This window comes from Kitasatospora sp. NPDC023118, from assembly GCF_055560875.1.
Genome location: NZ_JBVHHW010000036.1, coordinates 26,696 through 43,117, shown reverse-complemented (window position 1 = coordinate 43,117; position 16,422 = coordinate 26,696). Strand labels below are relative to the sequence as shown.

Annotated in this window: 18 protein-coding genes and 2 pseudogenes; 5 read left to right on the top strand and 15 right to left on the bottom strand. The window is 69.2% G+C overall.

Translation table 11 applies throughout. From position 1 onward, the window contains the following. Positions 1 to 170: 170 nt before the first annotated feature. The 3 genes from ACZ3UD_RS32590 to ACZ3UD_RS32580 form a co-directional block, all read right to left on the bottom strand. A complete protein-coding gene (locus ACZ3UD_RS32590; RefSeq protein ID WP_465595960.1) occupies positions 171 to 482 on the bottom strand; it encodes a transposase in 312 nt (103 codons plus the stop codon). Then, positions 388 to 1,065, bottom strand: coding sequence for a transposase family protein (locus tag ACZ3UD_RS32585; RefSeq protein ID WP_465595887.1), 678 nt, complete (start codon positions 1,063 to 1,065; stop codon positions 388 to 390). Before ACZ3UD_RS32585 ends, ACZ3UD_RS32590 begins: the two co-directional genes overlap by 95 nt. 213 nt (positions 1,066 to 1,278) lie before the next feature. Beyond that, positions 1,279 to 2,271: a phosphotransferase family protein gene (locus ACZ3UD_RS32580; protein WP_465595884.1), complete on the bottom strand. Its 993-nt coding sequence runs from the start codon at positions 2,269 to 2,271 to the stop codon at positions 1,279 to 1,281. A 466-nt stretch (positions 2,272 to 2,737) separates the two neighbouring features. Between ACZ3UD_RS32580 and ACZ3UD_RS32575 the strand changes: the two genes are divergently transcribed. The 5 genes from ACZ3UD_RS32575 to ACZ3UD_RS32555 all read left to right on the top strand — a co-directional run bounded on the left by ACZ3UD_RS32575 (position 2,738) and on the right by ACZ3UD_RS32555 (position 6,229). Next, positions 2,738 to 3,091 carry a helix-turn-helix domain-containing protein gene (locus tag ACZ3UD_RS32575; RefSeq protein ID WP_465595881.1) on the top strand — a complete coding sequence of 118 codons (354 nt, stop codon included), beginning with the start codon at positions 2,738 to 2,740 and terminating at the stop codon, positions 3,089 to 3,091. Between the two features lie 579 nt (positions 3,092 to 3,670). Continuing rightward, complete coding sequence (locus tag ACZ3UD_RS32570) at positions 3,671 to 4,612, top strand: hypothetical protein (RefSeq protein ID WP_465595878.1); 942 nt, start codon at positions 3,671 to 3,673, stop codon at positions 4,610 to 4,612. Next, positions 4,588 to 5,025 carry a hypothetical protein gene (locus ACZ3UD_RS32565; protein ID WP_465595875.1) on the top strand — a complete coding sequence of 146 codons (438 nt, stop codon included), beginning with the start codon at positions 4,588 to 4,590 and terminating at the stop codon, positions 5,023 to 5,025. Before ACZ3UD_RS32570 ends, ACZ3UD_RS32565 begins: the two co-directional genes overlap by 25 nt. Further along, on the top strand, positions 5,022 to 5,600 hold the full coding sequence (locus ACZ3UD_RS32560; RefSeq protein ID WP_465595872.1) for a hypothetical protein: 579 nt from the start codon (positions 5,022 to 5,024) through the stop codon (positions 5,598 to 5,600). Before ACZ3UD_RS32565 ends, ACZ3UD_RS32560 begins: the two co-directional genes overlap by 4 nt. A 107-nt stretch (positions 5,601 to 5,707) precedes the next feature. Further along, positions 5,708 to 6,229: a hypothetical protein gene (locus tag ACZ3UD_RS32555; protein WP_465595869.1), complete on the top strand. Its 522-nt coding sequence runs from the start codon at positions 5,708 to 5,710 to the stop codon at positions 6,227 to 6,229. Positions 6,230 to 6,371: 142 nt separating this feature from the next. Here ACZ3UD_RS32555 and ACZ3UD_RS32550 read toward each other — a convergent pair whose 3' ends face one another. The 12 genes and pseudogenes from ACZ3UD_RS32550 to ACZ3UD_RS32495 all read right to left on the bottom strand — a co-directional run bounded on the left by ACZ3UD_RS32550 (position 6,372) and on the right by ACZ3UD_RS32495 (position 16,342). Next, positions 6,372 to 6,695: a hypothetical protein gene (locus ACZ3UD_RS32550; protein WP_465595866.1), complete on the bottom strand. Its 324-nt coding sequence runs from the start codon at positions 6,693 to 6,695 to the stop codon at positions 6,372 to 6,374. Between the two features lie 40 nt (positions 6,696 to 6,735). Continuing rightward, a pseudogene (locus ACZ3UD_RS32545) lies at positions 6,736 to 7,563 on the bottom strand (IS5 family transposase); the annotation flags it as partial. A 201-nt stretch (positions 7,564 to 7,764) separates the two neighbouring features. Beyond that, positions 7,765 to 8,409, bottom strand: a complete 645-nt coding sequence (locus tag ACZ3UD_RS32540; protein WP_465595863.1) for a LysE family translocator — start codon at positions 8,407 to 8,409, stop codon at positions 7,765 to 7,767. 610 nt (positions 8,410 to 9,019) lie between these two features. Beyond that, positions 9,020 to 9,154 (bottom strand): annotated as a pseudogene (locus ACZ3UD_RS32535) (transposase); the annotation flags it as partial. A gap of 37 nt (positions 9,155 to 9,191) precedes the next feature. After that, positions 9,192 to 9,833: a DUF6461 domain-containing protein gene (locus tag ACZ3UD_RS32530; protein ID WP_465595860.1), complete on the bottom strand. Its 642-nt coding sequence runs from the start codon at positions 9,831 to 9,833 to the stop codon at positions 9,192 to 9,194. A gap of 255 nt (positions 9,834 to 10,088) precedes the next feature. After that, positions 10,089 to 11,255, bottom strand: coding sequence for an NHL repeat-containing protein (locus ACZ3UD_RS32525; RefSeq protein WP_465595857.1), 1,167 nt, complete (start codon positions 11,253 to 11,255; stop codon positions 10,089 to 10,091). A gap of 54 nt (positions 11,256 to 11,309) precedes the next feature. Further along, positions 11,310 to 12,080 carry an ABC transporter permease gene (locus tag ACZ3UD_RS32520; protein ID WP_465595854.1) on the bottom strand — a complete coding sequence of 257 codons (771 nt, stop codon included), beginning with the start codon at positions 12,078 to 12,080 and terminating at the stop codon, positions 11,310 to 11,312. Positions 12,081 to 13,300: 1,220 nt separating this feature from the next. Continuing rightward, positions 13,301 to 13,624 carry a helix-turn-helix domain-containing protein gene (locus ACZ3UD_RS32515; protein WP_465595851.1) on the bottom strand — a complete coding sequence of 108 codons (324 nt, stop codon included), beginning with the start codon at positions 13,622 to 13,624 and terminating at the stop codon, positions 13,301 to 13,303. A gap of 3 nt (positions 13,625 to 13,627) precedes the next feature. Beyond that, the gene (locus ACZ3UD_RS32510; protein ID WP_465595848.1) at positions 13,628 to 13,774 is read right to left on the bottom strand and encodes a hypothetical protein; all 147 of its coding nucleotides are present in this window, start codon (positions 13,772 to 13,774) and stop codon (positions 13,628 to 13,630) included. 7 nt (positions 13,775 to 13,781) lie between these two features. Beyond that, on the bottom strand, positions 13,782 to 14,579 hold the full coding sequence (locus ACZ3UD_RS32505; protein WP_465595845.1) for a hypothetical protein: 798 nt from the start codon (positions 14,577 to 14,579) through the stop codon (positions 13,782 to 13,784). Between the two features lie 546 nt (positions 14,580 to 15,125). After that, positions 15,126 to 15,503 carry a hypothetical protein gene (locus tag ACZ3UD_RS32500; protein WP_465595842.1) on the bottom strand — a complete coding sequence of 126 codons (378 nt, stop codon included), beginning with the start codon at positions 15,501 to 15,503 and terminating at the stop codon, positions 15,126 to 15,128. 182 nt (positions 15,504 to 15,685) lie between these two features. Beyond that, positions 15,686 to 16,342 (bottom strand): choice-of-anchor C family protein, encoded by a 657-nt coding sequence (locus ACZ3UD_RS32495; RefSeq protein ID WP_465595839.1) that lies wholly within the window; start codon positions 16,340 to 16,342, stop codon positions 15,686 to 15,688. Between the last annotated feature and the right edge of the window lie 80 nt (positions 16,343 to 16,422).

The window sequence follows — 16,422 nt, the reverse complement described above, 5'->3', positions numbered from 1 at the left end:
CGGGCACCCGGAGGTCACCGGTACTGATCAGGCATGGGTCACCGCCCACCGCCGGGCACGCGCCCTGGTCCATCGTGTCGATCCCCGCCATGGACTGGCGGATGGCGACTATGCGGCTCTCGATTCGTGGCTACGACGGCTGCCATGACATTCGGCCGGAGCAAGGGAAGTCAGGTCGCGAGGAGTACTCGCCGGCGGAGCAGGTCGAGGTTGGCGCGGCCGTAGCCCTGGCGCTTCAGGAGCTTGATCCGTGTGACGTGGCCCTCGACCTGGCCTGAGCTCCAGTGACTAGACAGACCGGTGACCACAGCGTCCTGGTCACGGCGTAGGCCGGTGACCAGGGAGTGCAGTGCGGGTAGATCGTCGGCGAGGACGCGGTTCATCCAGTCAGGCAGCAGGTCGCCGCGTCGGTCGTGGAGCATGGCGGCGAAGTCGCGGACGTGCCCGGCCGCGGCATCGAGGTGCGGGCAGGCCGCCCGGATCTCCTTGAGTTCCTGGGCATCGCTGGCGCGGAGGCGGGCGGGGTCGGTCATGATCCAGCAGACCACCCGGCGGGGCCGCGGGCGGGCCGGGGCGCCGCTGGGAAGCCGTGTTGCTTGGCTTCTCGAAGGTAGCGGCGAACGGTCTGGATGCCCCCAGGGAAGCCGAGTTCCCGCAGTTCGCGGTGGAGCAGGGGGCGCGCAGTAGGTTCAGCAGAGTGTCCTTCGCGACGCGGATGCCCAGCAGTGCCGCCAGACGAGCGCCAGGCCGGCCGGCCAGGGCGCAGGCGATGGACAGCAGGACTGACCGCAGCAGCGGCGTCTTGCGAGCGTGCGGTGTGGTCAGCCCGTCGATCTGCTCTGCGAACGTCACCGCGATGCAGTCGCCGTTCAGGCAGCGGAAGCGTCGCACGAGCAGCTCGACGACCACGGCCCTGCCTCCGACCGCTGCGTCCGCAAGACGCCGCACGTACCGCCCGTGCACACGCCCAGATGCCCTGGAACAGTGCGGACATATCGCCCTGGCCGCCCGCGCGTGGGCATGGAGAACGATCTGGGTCGCCGACTGTTGGACGAACTCGACCATCACGCCAGCCAAATGAGGAAGAAACGCCTCAAGGTTACGCGAATTGTATGCCTGACATCATGTCAGTCGACTGCAGTACTGCGGCCCCGATCACAAGATCTTCGCCAGAGCCCGTAACGCCCCACCGCCAGCGCCAACCTCTCCGCCCCCACGGGCGAGCTGATCGTGCCGAGGAGTAGACGCGTGCTCCGCGCGGCCCTGCGCATCCCAGGGCTACACCAACGGCAGGAGCGCCAGCGCCTCTTTCGTATTGTGCTCGGCGATCTCCTGCATGAACGCCCGGTCGGGGAAGTCCCCATCGAGGAGGCGCAGTGGACCAGCCACCAGCGACAGTCGCATCGCGAGCATGTAGAGGTCGAGCCGCTGCGGATCGAGACCGGGCCGGGCCAGTGCGACGTACCGCTCTCCGAAGCGGATCTGGAGGAACACATGCTCCCACTCGACGTCGAAGTACATCAGCCCCTCGATGTCGATCAGGACGGGGCGCCCGTCGGCATCAACCAGGACGTGGTCGGGTCCGAGTTCTCCGTGGATCAGCCCGTATGCGGTGCGAGGACTTACCCGATCGGCCAGTTCCTGCAGACGGTCGCGCAATGCGGCGTCGGCCGCCGCGATGCGACCGTCGCGCCCCGCCGCCTCCTCAAGGTCCCGCAGGGCACGGTCGAGGACCCGTCGCTCGCACGAGACCTTGGACACGGATCCGCCCCGCTCCAGCAGGTCCACCCTGCCGTAGCGCTGGCCCTGGTGTCGGTGCATCACCTCAAGCATCTCGGCGAGGTCGCCCAGGGTTCTCGCAGCGCGCGTCGGATCGGTTTCGAAGAGTGCTTCGAGCGTACCGCCGGAGACGTCCTCAACCACGGCGACGTCCGCCGGATAGTGGCGCCGGCTGTCATCCGCCAGGAGTACTTGCGGAACCCGTGCCCCGAGGATGTCCAAGCTCCGCTGCGCGGTCAGGAACGGGACCAGCCCGGAGGCGGGCGCGAACGGGTCAGCTGGATCGGCCTCACGCGCGCCTGGCCAGAAGTTCTCAGCATCGGCCCAGCTGTAGACGATCACACTCGCCGTGCGGGTTCCATCAAGGCGGACCCGGTACACCCCTTTCTTGCTCCCCCCACGCAACCGGTCCACCGCGACGACGCGGCATCCCGATCCGAGCGCGTCACGCACAAGCCCCGACAGGTCTTCGATCTCCGCGAATTGCCGCATCCGCGGAACCTACTGGAGGCGGCGCCGCGCGTGCCACGGGATATCTCCCTCACCTCCGAGTGCCGACGAACGACGCACGTCCACGATGCCGCCCAACCGCACCGAGGCAATAACACCTGCCCTCAACGCACAACTTGCGCGGACGGTCTCCGGAGCCCGGAAGTCCACGCTGGCGGTGGGGAACCACGTGACAACGACAAGCGATCCCAGGTCGGTAACGATCGGCCCCTGAGGAAAGGACCCCCGCTGCCCTCATTCGCCACGTCGCGGACAATCACTGCGACGCAAACACACAGGTCAACAGCCTGTCGAGCCAGCGAACTCAAGATAATCCAGCAGCAGGTTGGCCACGAGTGCGACAGCTCCACGGCGATCTACACCCACGTCAGCGACGACTTCATGAACACTGCCCTGCACAAGGCACTGGCCCCGGCGTTCGCCGGAGTCTGACGGGAAGGACCTGACGATGACCGCCAAGCTCGACTACCGCTGGCACCTGCGCAAAGTGATGGCGGACCGCGGGATGTTCTCCACCACCGACCCCATCCCGCCGCTCGCTGAACGGGGCATCACCTTGTCGACGAACCAGGTCTGCCGGCTCGTGGTCGAGCGGCCCGAGCGGCTGAGCCTGAAGATCCTCATGGCCCTGCTCGACATCCTGGAGTGCCACATGGACGACCTCGTCGAGCCGATCGCCTCGGCCACCGCGGTGAAGAGGCCGAAGAAGGCCGCCGCCGCTGGCACCGCACCGCCCGCAGCGGACGGGCTTGGTGACCTGCGGCCCAAGCGGGCTCGGATCAGGGGTGTCGACCTGCCGTGACCACCACCGACCAGCCGACCCGCGCAGTCACGGACCCCGTCGGCCTGATCACGGACCTGATCACCGGCGTCGAGAAGGACCTTGACCCCGCAGCCGTCCGGGTCGTGGTCCTCAGCGTCGCCGGCGGCCGCGCGAAGTCGCGCCGGCTCGCCGAGACCCTGGCGACCCGGCCCGAGGTCCTGACCGACGGCCGCTCTCCGGCGCCCCGGGCCATCGGCGACCTGCTGATCGCACTCCGCAAGGCCGGAGCCACGACGATCTCGCCACCGGTCTGCCGCGACTGCGGCAAGCACCTGCGGACCTTCCAGCGCCGAAGCCAGGACTGGTACTGCGGGGTCTGCAACCAAGACACCGCCGAGTGCGCCAGCTGCGGAACCGCCCGCCGCATCCACTCGCGTGACCGGGCCGGCCGACCGCGCTGTTCGATGTGTCCCGACGCCGACCCACGCGACCCGGTCGACGTCATTCACCAGGTGATCACTACGATCAATCCGGCCATCGATCGACCGCGAGATCGTCGCCGACGCGATCCGCCGGTCCGCTCCCCGCCCTTCTTAGCAGCAGAAACTGGCCTGGGCCTTGGAGGACAACCCCCGTCTGCTGACCGGCGAGGGGCACCTGGCTCCCCTTCGCGCCATCCCGCGGTTCATCGAGTTGCTGCACGCCGCCGACGTCGCAAGCGTCATCCGCCCGGCCTGTCCCCGCTGCCGACGCGTCGTCCGCATCGACAAGCCTCTCGAAGGGCAGCGGGTCTGCCGCAACTGCATCGCCAAGTCCCGCATCGAGGAGTGCTCGCGCTGCAGCGCCCGGCGCGAGCCCGCCACGCGCGACGCCGAGGGGCGGCCGCTGTGTCCGCACTGCTTGATCACAGACCCCGCCAACTTGGAGACGCGCATCGTCTGCGGCAAGCGGCGCATGGTCTGCAGCCGGACTCCCGGCGGGCCGATCTGCCCGAACTGCCGTCCTCTGCCCACGCTGGTCTGCTCGATCTGCGGCCGGACGGCGCCCTGCATGTTCTCGAAGCTGACCGGGCAACCCCGCTGCGGCAGTTGCGACCAGCGAGAAGTGAACTGCACCGTCTGTGGACGCTTCCGGGACATCCACTCCGGCACTGCCGACGCCCCCATCTGCGGCCCGTGCACGAAGCCGGACGCCGAACTCTGGCGCCCCTGCCCGACCTGCGGCGAGGCCGAACGGCTGACCACTCCCGGCCCCTGCCGCCGCTGCACGCTCAAGCAACGGCTAAACGAGAGCGACCTCGAACGCTGGATGACCCGCGATGAGACTCAACTCCGAAGGGAAGCAGGGCACTTCGTGCGCTGGGCTCTCGCCCAGAAGATCGCCCGAGACCTCAGCTTCCCGGCCGCGAAGTGGAACGGCCCGTCCCAGGCGATGGACGACGACGCCCGCTGGGCCACCGCCCGCCGCCTGCTGCACGACGACACCGTCCGGACCGAAGACCGTCTGGCCGGACTGTTGTTACTCCTCTATGCACAGTGGCCGCGGCGATCTCCCGGCTGACCACCGGCCACATCGAGGAGACCGACCAGACGGTCCGCATCCGCCTCGGCGACGTCGCGGTCACCTTGCCCGGACCCATCGCCGAGCTGGCCCTGGAGCAAGTCACCGCCCGCCGCAGCCACGCAGTCTCGCCCAGACCGACTCCCCCTGGCTCTTCCCTGGCGGCCAGCCCGGCCGCCCTATCAGCGCCTGGGCGATGGGCGAACGACTCCGCAAGCTCGGCATCCGGCTCGCGGCAACCCGCTCCACCGTGCTGTTCCAGCTCGCCACCGCAGCTGCCCGCCGCGATCCTCGCCCGCACCCTCGGCATCCACATCAGCGTCGCCGTCAAGTGGCAGCGAGCCGCTGCCGGAGACTGGGCCGCCTACGCCGCCGACGTCAGCAACCGCACTCGAAAGGCTCCACCCCCGTGACCTTCCAGGACCATCTCCGCACCCTTGCCGAGCGAGCGATCAGCTCGATCCCGGCTGGCGAGGCAGAGGACATCTACGTCATCTCGTTCTTCATCGACAACGAGAGGGACGACCCACGACAGCCCACCCTGACCATCGGATACAACACCGAAGCCCAGTTCCGACGCACCATCGCGAACGCCTCCGACGAGGCGGAAGCCCGCTGGAACTACGCCTTCTGGCTCCAGAACGAGCTGACGGTCATCGCCGACCTCGCCCGGGACCCCGACGGAGCCTCAGCACGCCGCCAGTGGATCAGCGAACTCGGACTTTGGTACGACGAGCCCACCCGCGCCGAGGACACGATGACCGCCGTCGGACCGATCGCCGCGAAGATCGAGGCCCACTTCAACCAAGCATGCGTGCACCTCGCCCGCCACTTCCACGACTGTGGCGTCATCGAACGCGTGATCGGCAAGCCAGTGCCCGTGGTCCTCCACGAACTGGAGTACTACGAGGCAATAGCCCGCCGAACCGAGGCCGCCAACCCGCCAGGACTCGCCGACGACTTCACTGCATGGGTCCGCACCGGGTGAGGCATAGGGAATCCCAGTGCTGGACCTGGTGGCCGTCAGGGATAACCACTGGTCAAGCCAAAGATCACCAGCGGATCGACGATACGGAGCGACCTACGATGACGAGCATGGAAGCAGTGCCCGCCCTCGTCTACCTTGAAAGTCCCTTCATCAACTTTCGAGACTTCGACTTCGGCGAGGGCTCTCATGGCTACCGCTGGGTCGATACCAAGCGTTTCCAGCTGCCGTCCGAGGTGCTGGACGACCGAGACATGCTGGCGGCCTTGATCTCGCACCCTCAGTTTCGGGACACGTACGACGGAGCAGGTGTTCAAGACTGGCCGCGGCACGGCCAGTGGTGGCTTGACCGCATCACCCCTGACGCCTACGGGGCTGTCGATGCCGCGACGGCAGTCGACGTCATCCACTCCTGGGCCAATCAGCACGGCAACGTCCCAGAGCCGCTCGCGTCACGCCTGCATCAGGAGATCTATATCGCGATCCACAAGGCGACCAGCAGATACCTGTTGGGGCAGCTTCCCGAGGACGCGTTCCACGACTATGGCCCCATCCACATTGACTACCACGAACTCGTCCTTATCGACCGCCCTGCGGCGACGCTTACTCTCCTTGTCGCAGCCGACGACTGACGCTGCGACGCGCACTGCCGCGGCACCTGAGTGGGTGTTCTGTGATGCTTTGTCGGTCTTCAGCTTGAGGGCGTTTCCGGCTGGGGCAGGGTGAACAGACCGGGCTCGGGTTCTCTGACCAGACCGCGGCTGACCAGGCGTTTCAGCTTGGCCCGGATACCTTCGGTGTGCCGTGGCTCCGTGCCGGTGCCAAGTGCCTCGCTGATGTCCTTGGCGCGGAGCCTTCGGCGGCTTGCTCGATGACGGCGAGGATCTCGTGATAGCCGGGTGGGAGCGGTGCGGGTAGCGGGAGACCGTTCTCGGCGGCCAGTTCCAGCACCGTCTCACGGGTGATCGCCAATCGTTCCAGGGTCTTTTCGGCAGCGGCGAGTTGTTCTGCGAGGCGGGCGATTTCGTCACGCAGTTGGGCGACGGTCTCGCGGACCAGCCACTGTCGGGTATCGATCTTGTCCAGGAGGTCCTTCATCCAGGCTCCCGCTGCTCGAAGGTGCCGGCCGCCCGCAGGGCGGGCTGCGCCAGGTGGGGGTGGAGATGCGGGCAAGTCGGCGGATCACGACGTCGCTCATGGACCAATGAATCCACGCGACAGAGCTGGCCGGCCGCGTTTCGAAGTCACGCACGAGCCTGCGGTGGAGCACGAGGGTGCCCAGCGTCTGCTCCACCACCCATCGCTTGGGCTCGGGGGTGAACCCTCGTGCCTTTGGATCGCGTTGGACGATCTCAACGTCGATACCAAGGCGGCCACCGTGCTCGACGACGGCGTTCTTGAACCCGGCGTCTACCCACGCCTTCGTCACGGTGGGCACCTTGGCGCTGACCTTGTCCAGCAGGGCGATGCCGATGGCGTTGTCGTGCACGCTAGCGGCGACCACCATGACGGCGATGAGCAGGCCGAGGACGTCGGTGGCGATTCCTCTCTTCCGTCCCGGGCTCCGCTTGCCCGGATCCAGGCCGGTCGTATCCTTCGGTGCGTTCACCGAGGACCGCACCGTCTGGGAGTCCATCACGATCGCGGAGGGGTCCTCGCGTCGCCGGCGCATCTCCCGGGCCTGGCAGCGCAGCAGGTCATGGACGGTCTCGGCGGTGCCGTCGTCGCGCCACAGCCCGAAGTAGTAGTACACCGCGCTCTTGGGCGGCAGGTCGTGGGGCAGATAGCGCCACTGACAACCGGTGCGAGCCTGGTACAAGATCGCGTTAACGATCTCCCACATCTCGTACCGGCCCGCATGCCCACTGACCGAGGGATGCTTCGCCTTCCACGCGGCAATGACCGGCCGGATCAGCTCCCAGGCATCATCCGGAAGGTCACTGGGGTACGACGCACGCCCCTCCATGCCCACCAGGGCACCGCATCCCCGGCCTGCTGTGAAGCCCAGAAACCGGACACCTTGACGTCAACTACCACGAGCCAGCAGAGCACTCGCAGAACACCACTGAGGGCGCGGCTGCCGACTCCGGGGAGGAAACGCCCGAGCGCCTGGCACCCGAAGTCCCCGACGAGAACGGCGTCCTGGTCCGGCTCGCGCGGGCCTGGCTCAGCTGGACACAGGAGCGCGAGACAGAGCCGTGCGCAGCGCGAAGGCGCCGAGCAGGGCGCCTGCCGTGAACCGCTGGGCGGTCATGACGCGGGGCCTGGCGGCAAGGAACCCCGACACGCGTGCTGCGCCCAGCATGATCAGAGCGTTCACGGAGATCCCCACGATGATCTGCACACCACCGAGCTGGAGCAGTTGCTTCCAGGCCAGACCTGACTGCGGATCCAGGAACTGGGGCAGCAGGGCGCCGTACAGAAGAGCGATCTTGGGGTTGAGCAGGTTGGTCAGCAGCCCCATCGAGAACAAGCGGGCGTCGGAGATCGGAGGCAGGTCCTGGGCCGGGGTGAAGGGCGAGCGGCCGCCAGGCTTGAGCATGCCCCAGGCGAGGTGGGCCAGGTAGGCGGCTCCGGCGAGCTTGACTACCGTGAACGCCACCGGCACGGCGGCGAACAGCGCGGAGAGGCCCGCAGCTGCGGCCAGCAGGTAGCACAGGAACCCCACGGCGGTCCCGCTGAGGCTGACCAGGCCTGCCCTGCGGCCTTGGGTGATTGCGCGGGAGGCGAGGTGGATCATGTTCGGTCCCGGGGTCAGGGCCATGCCCAGTTCGACCAGGGCCACTCCTCCCGCTGCGGCCAGAGTGATCACCGGTCAACCCCCTGCTCGTTCGTCGAATACCTGGCACCCAAAGTGGGAGCAGCCCGGCCGCGACGCACCGACAGCACCTGCCTCGCCTCCTGCAGAATACGGCCCTGATGATCGGCGTCTCCAACCACCCTCGCCCCCCGCGACGATCAAGGACGCCAGCAAGTAACTCGATCTGGGTGGCTCGTGATCCTCGCGATCCTGCTGCCGGTCCGCGCCCGGAGTGCCCGGGCCCGGACCGCGGTCCTGAAATCCGCAGCGATGCCGGCCTGGAGCGCGGCGATCGGCCTGTACACCTGGGGCATCGGCGGGCGGGTGGTGCTGAGCTGGGCGGTGCTGGTGAGCCCGTCGAGCAGGCCCGGGCTGGGCAGCGGGCGTAGTGGGGCTGGCGCGGATGGCGGGCAGGGGGGGCGGTGGAGAAGAGAGGGCGGGCGCTCTGGGCGCGCCTCCACAAGAGGTTGGCAGGGCTGAATTCGCGCACGACCAGGTCAGCGAGCCCGAGCCGGGCCTGTTCATCCTGCCCCAACCGAAGACGGCCTCAAGCTGAAAACCGACAAAGCATCACAGAACACCCACTCATCCCCACCCGGAATAGCAGCGCCTCGTGGCGCACCGTGCGGTACTTCCACGCGATCGCCTCCAGAGTGCGGCGGTGGTTCGCCCATCGCCGCCCGCGGACCGGATCGGCCGGCATCACGGGCTCGATCCGGTCCCACATCGCATCACTGATTACCAATCGGACAGACACATCCGATCAACAGCTCATCCCATCAAAGAGTCACGTTCTAGTCGGCGAGCAGGACGGCCGCCAGCGGGGCCTCCAGCACCAGGGCCCTGGGGAGTGTCAGACCGAAGTGCCGCTCCAGCACCCCCAGGGTGGTCCGGTGCACCTCGCGGTCCGCACGCTCCTCGTCCGGCAGGCCTTCTGCGCTCAGCAACTCCTTCACCGTACCCGCGACATCGGGGTCTCCGACGACCTGGCCGTTGCCCCAGGAGTCGTCCAGGTGCAGATTGAACGAGCAGACCGTCCGGCCGTCCCGGTGGTAGTGGAAGGTCGGCGGCACCGGCTTGCCGTTCTCCTCCTCGTACTCCACCAGGAAGACCTCGGCCCCGCCCTCGGAGATCGCCGGATCGTCCCGGAATTCCCCGAACCAGCCCCCGTACGCCACCGCGAAGGTCCACCCGCCGCTCACCCCCAGCCGCAGCCCGATTCCGTCCAAGGCGTCCCCGTACTCCGAATCCAACGCCTCGACCAGCCCGTCCCCGGTGAGCTCCCCGACCGGCTCCACCGTCCGCTCCGACCACTGGGCCGAGGCCGCGATCCGCGCCGCCAGCGCCTCGATCCCGAGTCCCCGGGCCAGCGTCACGCTGTAGCCGCCGAAGGCGATGCTCTGTGGCTCCGCGAGCCAGGCGATTCCATCCGTCATGCAGGTGATCCTGCCGCACCACACCGACACACCCCCGCCCCGGGCCGCCGGACTGTTCCGGCCCGGCCGCCCACCCGGCACGATCAAGGAGACAGGCCCTAGCCGCGCTCGTAGTGCACGACGGCGAGCTGCTCGGCTAGCCCGGCGGTACCCGAGGTCAGCCGTCGGCCGACACGGCCCGGCGGCTGACCAACCTCCAGCACGGCGCAGACCCGCCTGTCCTACGCGCCCGTGCCCCGACCGTAGCCGGTCAGATCAATCTTGGTGGTGGCGCAGTTGTTCCGGGACTTCCCTGTAGCCAGGCAGGTGGACTGTCGGGGGGTGCGGCGGAGGCGGAGGGGCGTTGGTCGACCAGGGCGCCGCGGGGGCGGCGGGTGTCGGTGGAGCGAGGAGGTAGTCATCGGGTTCCGGGGCGGGGTGCTGGACCGGCATGCGTCCGGGATCTTCCGCGGGGGCCGGTTCGGCGGGTGTGGTCAGCGGGGTCGTGGTCGACGGCTCGTGGTTGTCCTGCTTGTTGTCAGGGAGCGGTTGTGTGCCGGCCTGCAGTTCCGTGGCCGAGGCGCGGGACACGGCGGGCTCTGCGGAGGCCGCAGACGGGGTGACGGGGAGCTGCTGGCCCGGCGCGATGCCGTCGTTCGGTACCGGAGCGGGTCGGGTCTGGGGAAGCGGGCGCGGACGAACTGGTGCCGCTGTACGGGCCGTTCCAGGGCGGCGGTTGGGCGCCGCGGAGGCGGCGCGGCGCGGGGGAGTAGGAACGGTTCGGGTGCCGGATGGAAGCGGCCGGGGCCAGGAGATGTCGCAGGGCGCGCCAGTGCCGGGGTCGGTGTCCCAGTAGGCGAGTTGCCAGTGGGCTTCCAGCCAGAGGCGGCCAGGGTGCAGCTGGTTGAGCAGGGTGGGGTGCTGCGTGCGCAGGCGGACGCTGAATGACGGGGTCGGCAGCGCGGGCCTGACGACCTTGCGGACCCGAAAGCCCTCCAATTCGGCGATGTACACGGTGGCGGCGGGGCCGTCCTCGCGGGATCCCCAGCCGCCGGCGAAGGCGGTGATGGTCCCGTCCGGGCTCACCGCGCGGACCCGGTTGACGAAGGTTCCGGCGATGAACACCGTGCCGTCGGTGCCCACCGCCACCCCCTTCGGGATGGCGATGCGGGCGCGTGTGGCGAGTCCGCCATCCCCGCCGTTCCTGCCGTTCCCGTCGTCTTCTCCGTTGCCGGCGAAGGTGGAGATGATCCTGTCCGGGCCCACTGCGCGGACCCGGTTATTGCGGGAGCCGGCGATGTAGACAGTCCCGTCGGAGGCCGCCGCCAGCGCCTCCGGATCCCATCCCAGCAGGGCGTGTCGGCGATTCCCTGCTCGCAAGGAGAGGAAAGGCGCAGGTCGATGGGCCGGGCGGATCGTGGAATCGATGTTCGCGTCCCACATGATCAGCCCGGCCGCATCAGCCCGCGCCTGGGAGAAGGCGCAGCCGAGCGCCGCTCACTGGTCCTGGTGGTTCGAGGTGAAAAGGGCCAGCATTGCCGCGACCACCGCCCAGACGGCGAGGACGGTACAGGCGCCTGTCACCGTCCACGGCCACAACGCCGTGGTGGCCTGGTCGTGGCCGATGCGCCCCCAAGCCTGAAGGACCGTCATGTGCAGGAGGCTCACAGTGAGGTGCTTCTGACTGCTCAACAGCGAGGGCAGGACGAAGAGCAACGTGATCGTTGCCACGATGGTGAGCACGCTGTGCCGGATGATTGCGGCCAGCCCCATGCCCACGAGTGCGGACACCGGAGCGAGCACCGCGGACGCGACGAGCAGGCGCACGACGCCGTGATGGCCGAAGCCGACGGAGGCATCCTGACTGGACAGGATCCCCTGGGCCGCACCGAACGAGGCCAACGCCAAGGTCACACCGAGAACGGTCGTGGTCACGGTGACCACCGCCACCTTCGAGGCCATCACCGAACGGCGAGCCGGGACGGCCATGAAGGTCGTCCGGATCATGCCGGTGGTGTACTCACCGAGGATCGTGATGGCACCGATGGCGCCGGAACCGAGAATCAGCAGAGTGGCGGCACCGCTGGGGAACGAGTCACCCACGGTCCCGAACATGCGGAAGTACTCCCGGTGCTCCTCGTCGTACTGTGTCCAGTTCTGGGAGTCGGCATAGGCGGCAGTGACGGTGACCATGAGGACCGCCGCGACGGTGGTGGCGAAGGCCCAGGGAGTCGAGCGCAGGTCAGGTAACCGCGGACGGTGGTCCACGGCAATGCGGGGCAGGGCCAGCGGCCAGCTCCGCGCAGGACCTGCGTCCAGGCGCGGACGTCGTCGCGGAAGGCATCGGGCATCTGCTCGGTGAGCCGGTCGACGGCCTTCTTGTCTCGGTCGCAACGCTCGTCCGGCTGAAAGGCGAGCAGGCCGCGGTCGGCAAGAAAGTAGAGGATGCGGCGGGCGTGCCACTCCCGTTTGAGGGAAGCGGCGGCGCGGATGTCGGCCTCATGGAGCGGTGCCTGGACGCCGAGGTGGGCGACAACCAGCAGTAGGGCCTGGACGTCATGGTGTTCGTGGTCGGAGGGCCACCACTTCCGCCCGCGGCCGAAGCGCCGGAAGTCCTCGACCAGGGCGGCGGCCTCGGGTGTGAGGGCAGGCAGCGGACGGCCCTTGAGCGGGGTCCAGTCCCGTGCGGGCGGCGGGAACAGCGCGCTCTGGGCGGCTGTACATAGCGGCGGTAGCGCGGGATGGTGACGCCCGGTTCCCGGGCGAGCAGTCCGGCGAGCTCCAGGACCTGGGCGACCGCCGACACCAGGTCGGGCAGGTCCTGCAGCACCCGGGGGTCGACCAGGTCTTCGCCAGCCTCGCGGGTGGCCAGGGCCAGGCGGGCGTGGCGGACGGTGACCACTCGCCAGAAGTCGCCCTTGCCGAGCTCGCCGTGCAGCTCCCGCACAGTGCGTTCGGCCCGGTCGGCGCCGGGCAGGAGGCGGTCGGCGATCCGGCTCGCGTGCGGGAACAGGAACGCCCGGCGCATCCACGGCAGCGGCAGTGGCAGCTGGCCGGTGACCTGCGGGGTGCAGATCCGCGGATCGTCGCGCACCACCGGCTCCTGGTCCACGGCCGGCTTGGGGCGGACGGGGGCACCCCGGTGGCTGAGCGGGGAGTCGTGCGAGAGCACGGTGCGCGGAGCCACGACCACGGACAGCTGCAGATGGCGCATCGGCAGCGGGTCGCCGGCGCGAAAGGCCGCCACCCACTCGGCATCCGGGTGCAGCCGTGCCTCCAGCACGCACAGCCGGCATACCCCGTCCATGTTCAGCCGCGTCGCCTCCCCGTGACGGCACCGTCGGCACGGCCCGAACGAACGTCCCCTGGGCCGCCAGATCCCGCACGGCAGGCAGATGCCGCTGGAGCGCACCAGCCCCCAGCCGCCACATCGCACACACGCATCGACCACCATCGAGGCGAAGCCGCCCACCAGCGAACCCCTTCTCCTAATTCGGCGGCATCGAGCGCCGGCCCCCGCCCGAGCGCGGAAGAGGCCGCACCGCGCCGCCGCCCACCGCCCGCACCGGCTCCTCGGGCACCGCCCCGGTCTTCTCGACCGGCTCGGCGACCATCAGGTCCGCCACCGTGCAGTCGAGCGCCGCGCAGATCTTGTCCAGGTCGTCCAGCCGCACGCTGATCGGCTTGCCGCTCCACATCGCGGCGACCTTGCTCAGCGACGGCGAGAAACCGGCCTCCTGGAACGCGGCCAGCAGCTGGGTCGGCCGCCAGATGTCCCGCTGGGCCGCGGCCCAGCGCAGATTCCACTTCACCCTTCACACCTCTCCGGCCAACCGCCGCACCGCCCGGTGCGCGGACTCCAAGCTCGTCCGTTCCGGATCCGCCCGCACCGACGACACGTAGACGACCGTGGTGGTCGCCCAGATGTGGCCGAGGATCCGCTGCACATCCCACAACGGCATCCCCCGCTCATCCCACGTACCACCACAGCAGGGCCCGGCCCTCCTCGAACAGGTACGCCTCCCGCTCCCGGGGCCCCGACCCCCGAGCCCCCTTGCCCTGCACCACGAACCGCCCCCACTGCCCCAGCTCCCAGTGCACATCCCCGATTCGCACCCCGCACAGCTCCGACGCCCGCACACCCGAGATGTACGCGAGCTTCGCCATCACGTAATCCCGCGCCGCCACCCGCCACTTCCGCGCCTGCGGCAACGCCTGGCGCCACGCGGCGAAGAACTCCCTCATCGCCCGCTGCGACGGCGGGATCCGCAGACCGAAGTCCCCCCGATGACGCGGCCGGTTGAACGGATCCACCGGCGACTCCACCGCCACCCCGAACCGCCGCGCGATCTCCCCCGCGTACCGCTGCTCCAGAAACGCGAAGTACGCGTCGATCTGCGAGACCTTCGCTCGCAGCGTCGACCGGGCCCGCTTCCCGGTCCCCGAGAAGTACAGGTCCAGATGTCGTGGAGTCAGGCGCCAGGGCGTCAGGTCATAGAAGGAGCAGATCTCCTCCACCGGCCGCAGCAGCCGCTGGAGCGTGGACGCGGCCAGACCCGCAACATCCCGAGCCCAGGTGTACTCCGCCAGCGTATCCGCGAAGAACGCCCGCTCGTCATCGGCCGACATCCCCGCAGCTGCCCGGCGCTGCAGCGTCACGACATCGGCGAGGCCCGGCTCGACCAGCCCGCCCGCCGTGGGCTCCGGCCCGGCCGGACCCGCCTCGGCGCCAACCAACGCCAGGCGACGACTACCGGAATCCTCCATGAACCGGCAGATTAGGCCCATAACTCCTGGAATCCACGAGTTCCTGCGCAAATCCCACACCAACGAGTGACACTGCTGTACACGTCGCTGACCTGCTGAAATGCAGAGATCTCCACTGGGTAGCCACTCATCGAACCCGTCGGGACTCCACTCTCCCCATCGGCCGACCCGTTCCGCGTCAGCTCGCCCGTCTCGAACAGCGCCTTCGGACCACGGGCGCCACCCTTCTGACCCCCGGCACGTGGCCAGGCACCGCCGAACTGCGCCTGACGGCTGGGAGCGCGGTCTGGGACGGCGTTGGCGACGGGTACGGCGCCCTGCGATGCCGCACGGTCACCGCCCGCTGCACTGGCCGGGGCCGCGCTGCCCGACCGCGCGAAGCGCGTCTCCTGTTGCCGGACGAGCGCGGCGGCGTGAGCGTGGCGGCTCCTGTGTCCGAGGCGGCGCGTCCCGGGGGCGCAGACACTATCGCCACGGTGGCCGCCCTGGCGTAGCCGCGGACGTCTGGCCAGCCGTCGTCCGGATCCGAGCGAACGGGCTGGTGTGTCAGGTGAAGTCGTAGAGGCGGGCGGCGTCGACGAGCGCCAGGTCGAACACGGCCACGACGCCGAGGTGGTCGGAGTAGTCGTGCTCGACCATCCGGTAGCCGACGATCGCCGGGGTGAGCGCCGGGGTGGTGTGGAGCTGGTCGACCCGCAGCAGGCCGTGCTTGCCGGTCGGCTGGCGCAGCGACGGGTCCGGCCGGGTGTCGGCGAGGTGGGCGGCGACGTCGGTGAGGTCGGCATCGTGCAGCGTTTGGCCGACGATCCGGTTGCTGGCCCACGGATCACTGGGGTGCTCGCGCCTCTTGCATCGGGAGGCCCTGTTGTACGGCTTCACGAGGGTCCAGTCGATCTCCGGGGCGTCGTAGGTGGGGTGGTCCACGTGTTCCTGATGCCCTCGGTGGACCGGGCGAAGCTCGACGCGCTCCTCGCGGACCTCGCCGAGGACCCCGCCCTGGTCGGGCGAAGACTCCACTGATCCTGACCCGCCGAGCGGCGGGCGCTCGCGAATCGGGCCGTACCCGCCGCCGGCGGGTACGGCCCGATGGTCCGCGTCGCGGCCGGTCAGTGCTCCTCACGCGGCGAACGCGTGACGTTGACGTCGTCGATCACCGGTCCGAAGTCGGCGGGCGTCGTGCTCTCGAAGGTCAGCGTGGTGGACGGACCGGTGGCCACGAAGGTCAGTGCGTGCTTGACCCAGCCCATGTTCGCCCTCGTCTTGCCGGTGGTGTCGAAGGAGAACTTCTGGAAGAGCTGGCCGTCGATGCGGACGTCACCCGTCTTGATGGCGGGAGGGCCGTCGACGTTTCCGGCAAGCGCGTAGGTCACGGTGTACGCGGTGTTCCGGGTCGTCTCGAACGTCTGCGAGACCGCTCCCGGGGCAAGGCCGTTGAGGTCCAGGCTCTGCTTTCCCTCGTAGGGCTGGAAGTGCAGATTGTTCGTCAGGTCGACCCCGCCCGAGCCCGGGGTCTGCCCGACAGGCGTGGAGACCAGCCACGGACCGAGGTTCTGGCCGTCCGTGAAGGTCTGGTGGTCGGCCCCGGGAGGAGCCACCACGGGCGTTTCGAAGCCGCCGTCCTTCACCAGCCCGTGCCGCGCGTCGGGCGCCACGGGGGAAGCCTGCTGGCCGGGGGCGCCGTCGGCGTGCGCGATCGGCTGGAGTGCGAACGCCGCGGCGAGAGCGGCGCCGAGCACCGCCGCGCGTCGGGGGTCGAGCGTCATCCTGGAACCTTCCACGAGGTGCGTGCCGTGTCCGGGCACTGTCGGCTCCATGCAAACCTGAAGCCGTCGTGGCCGCCCGC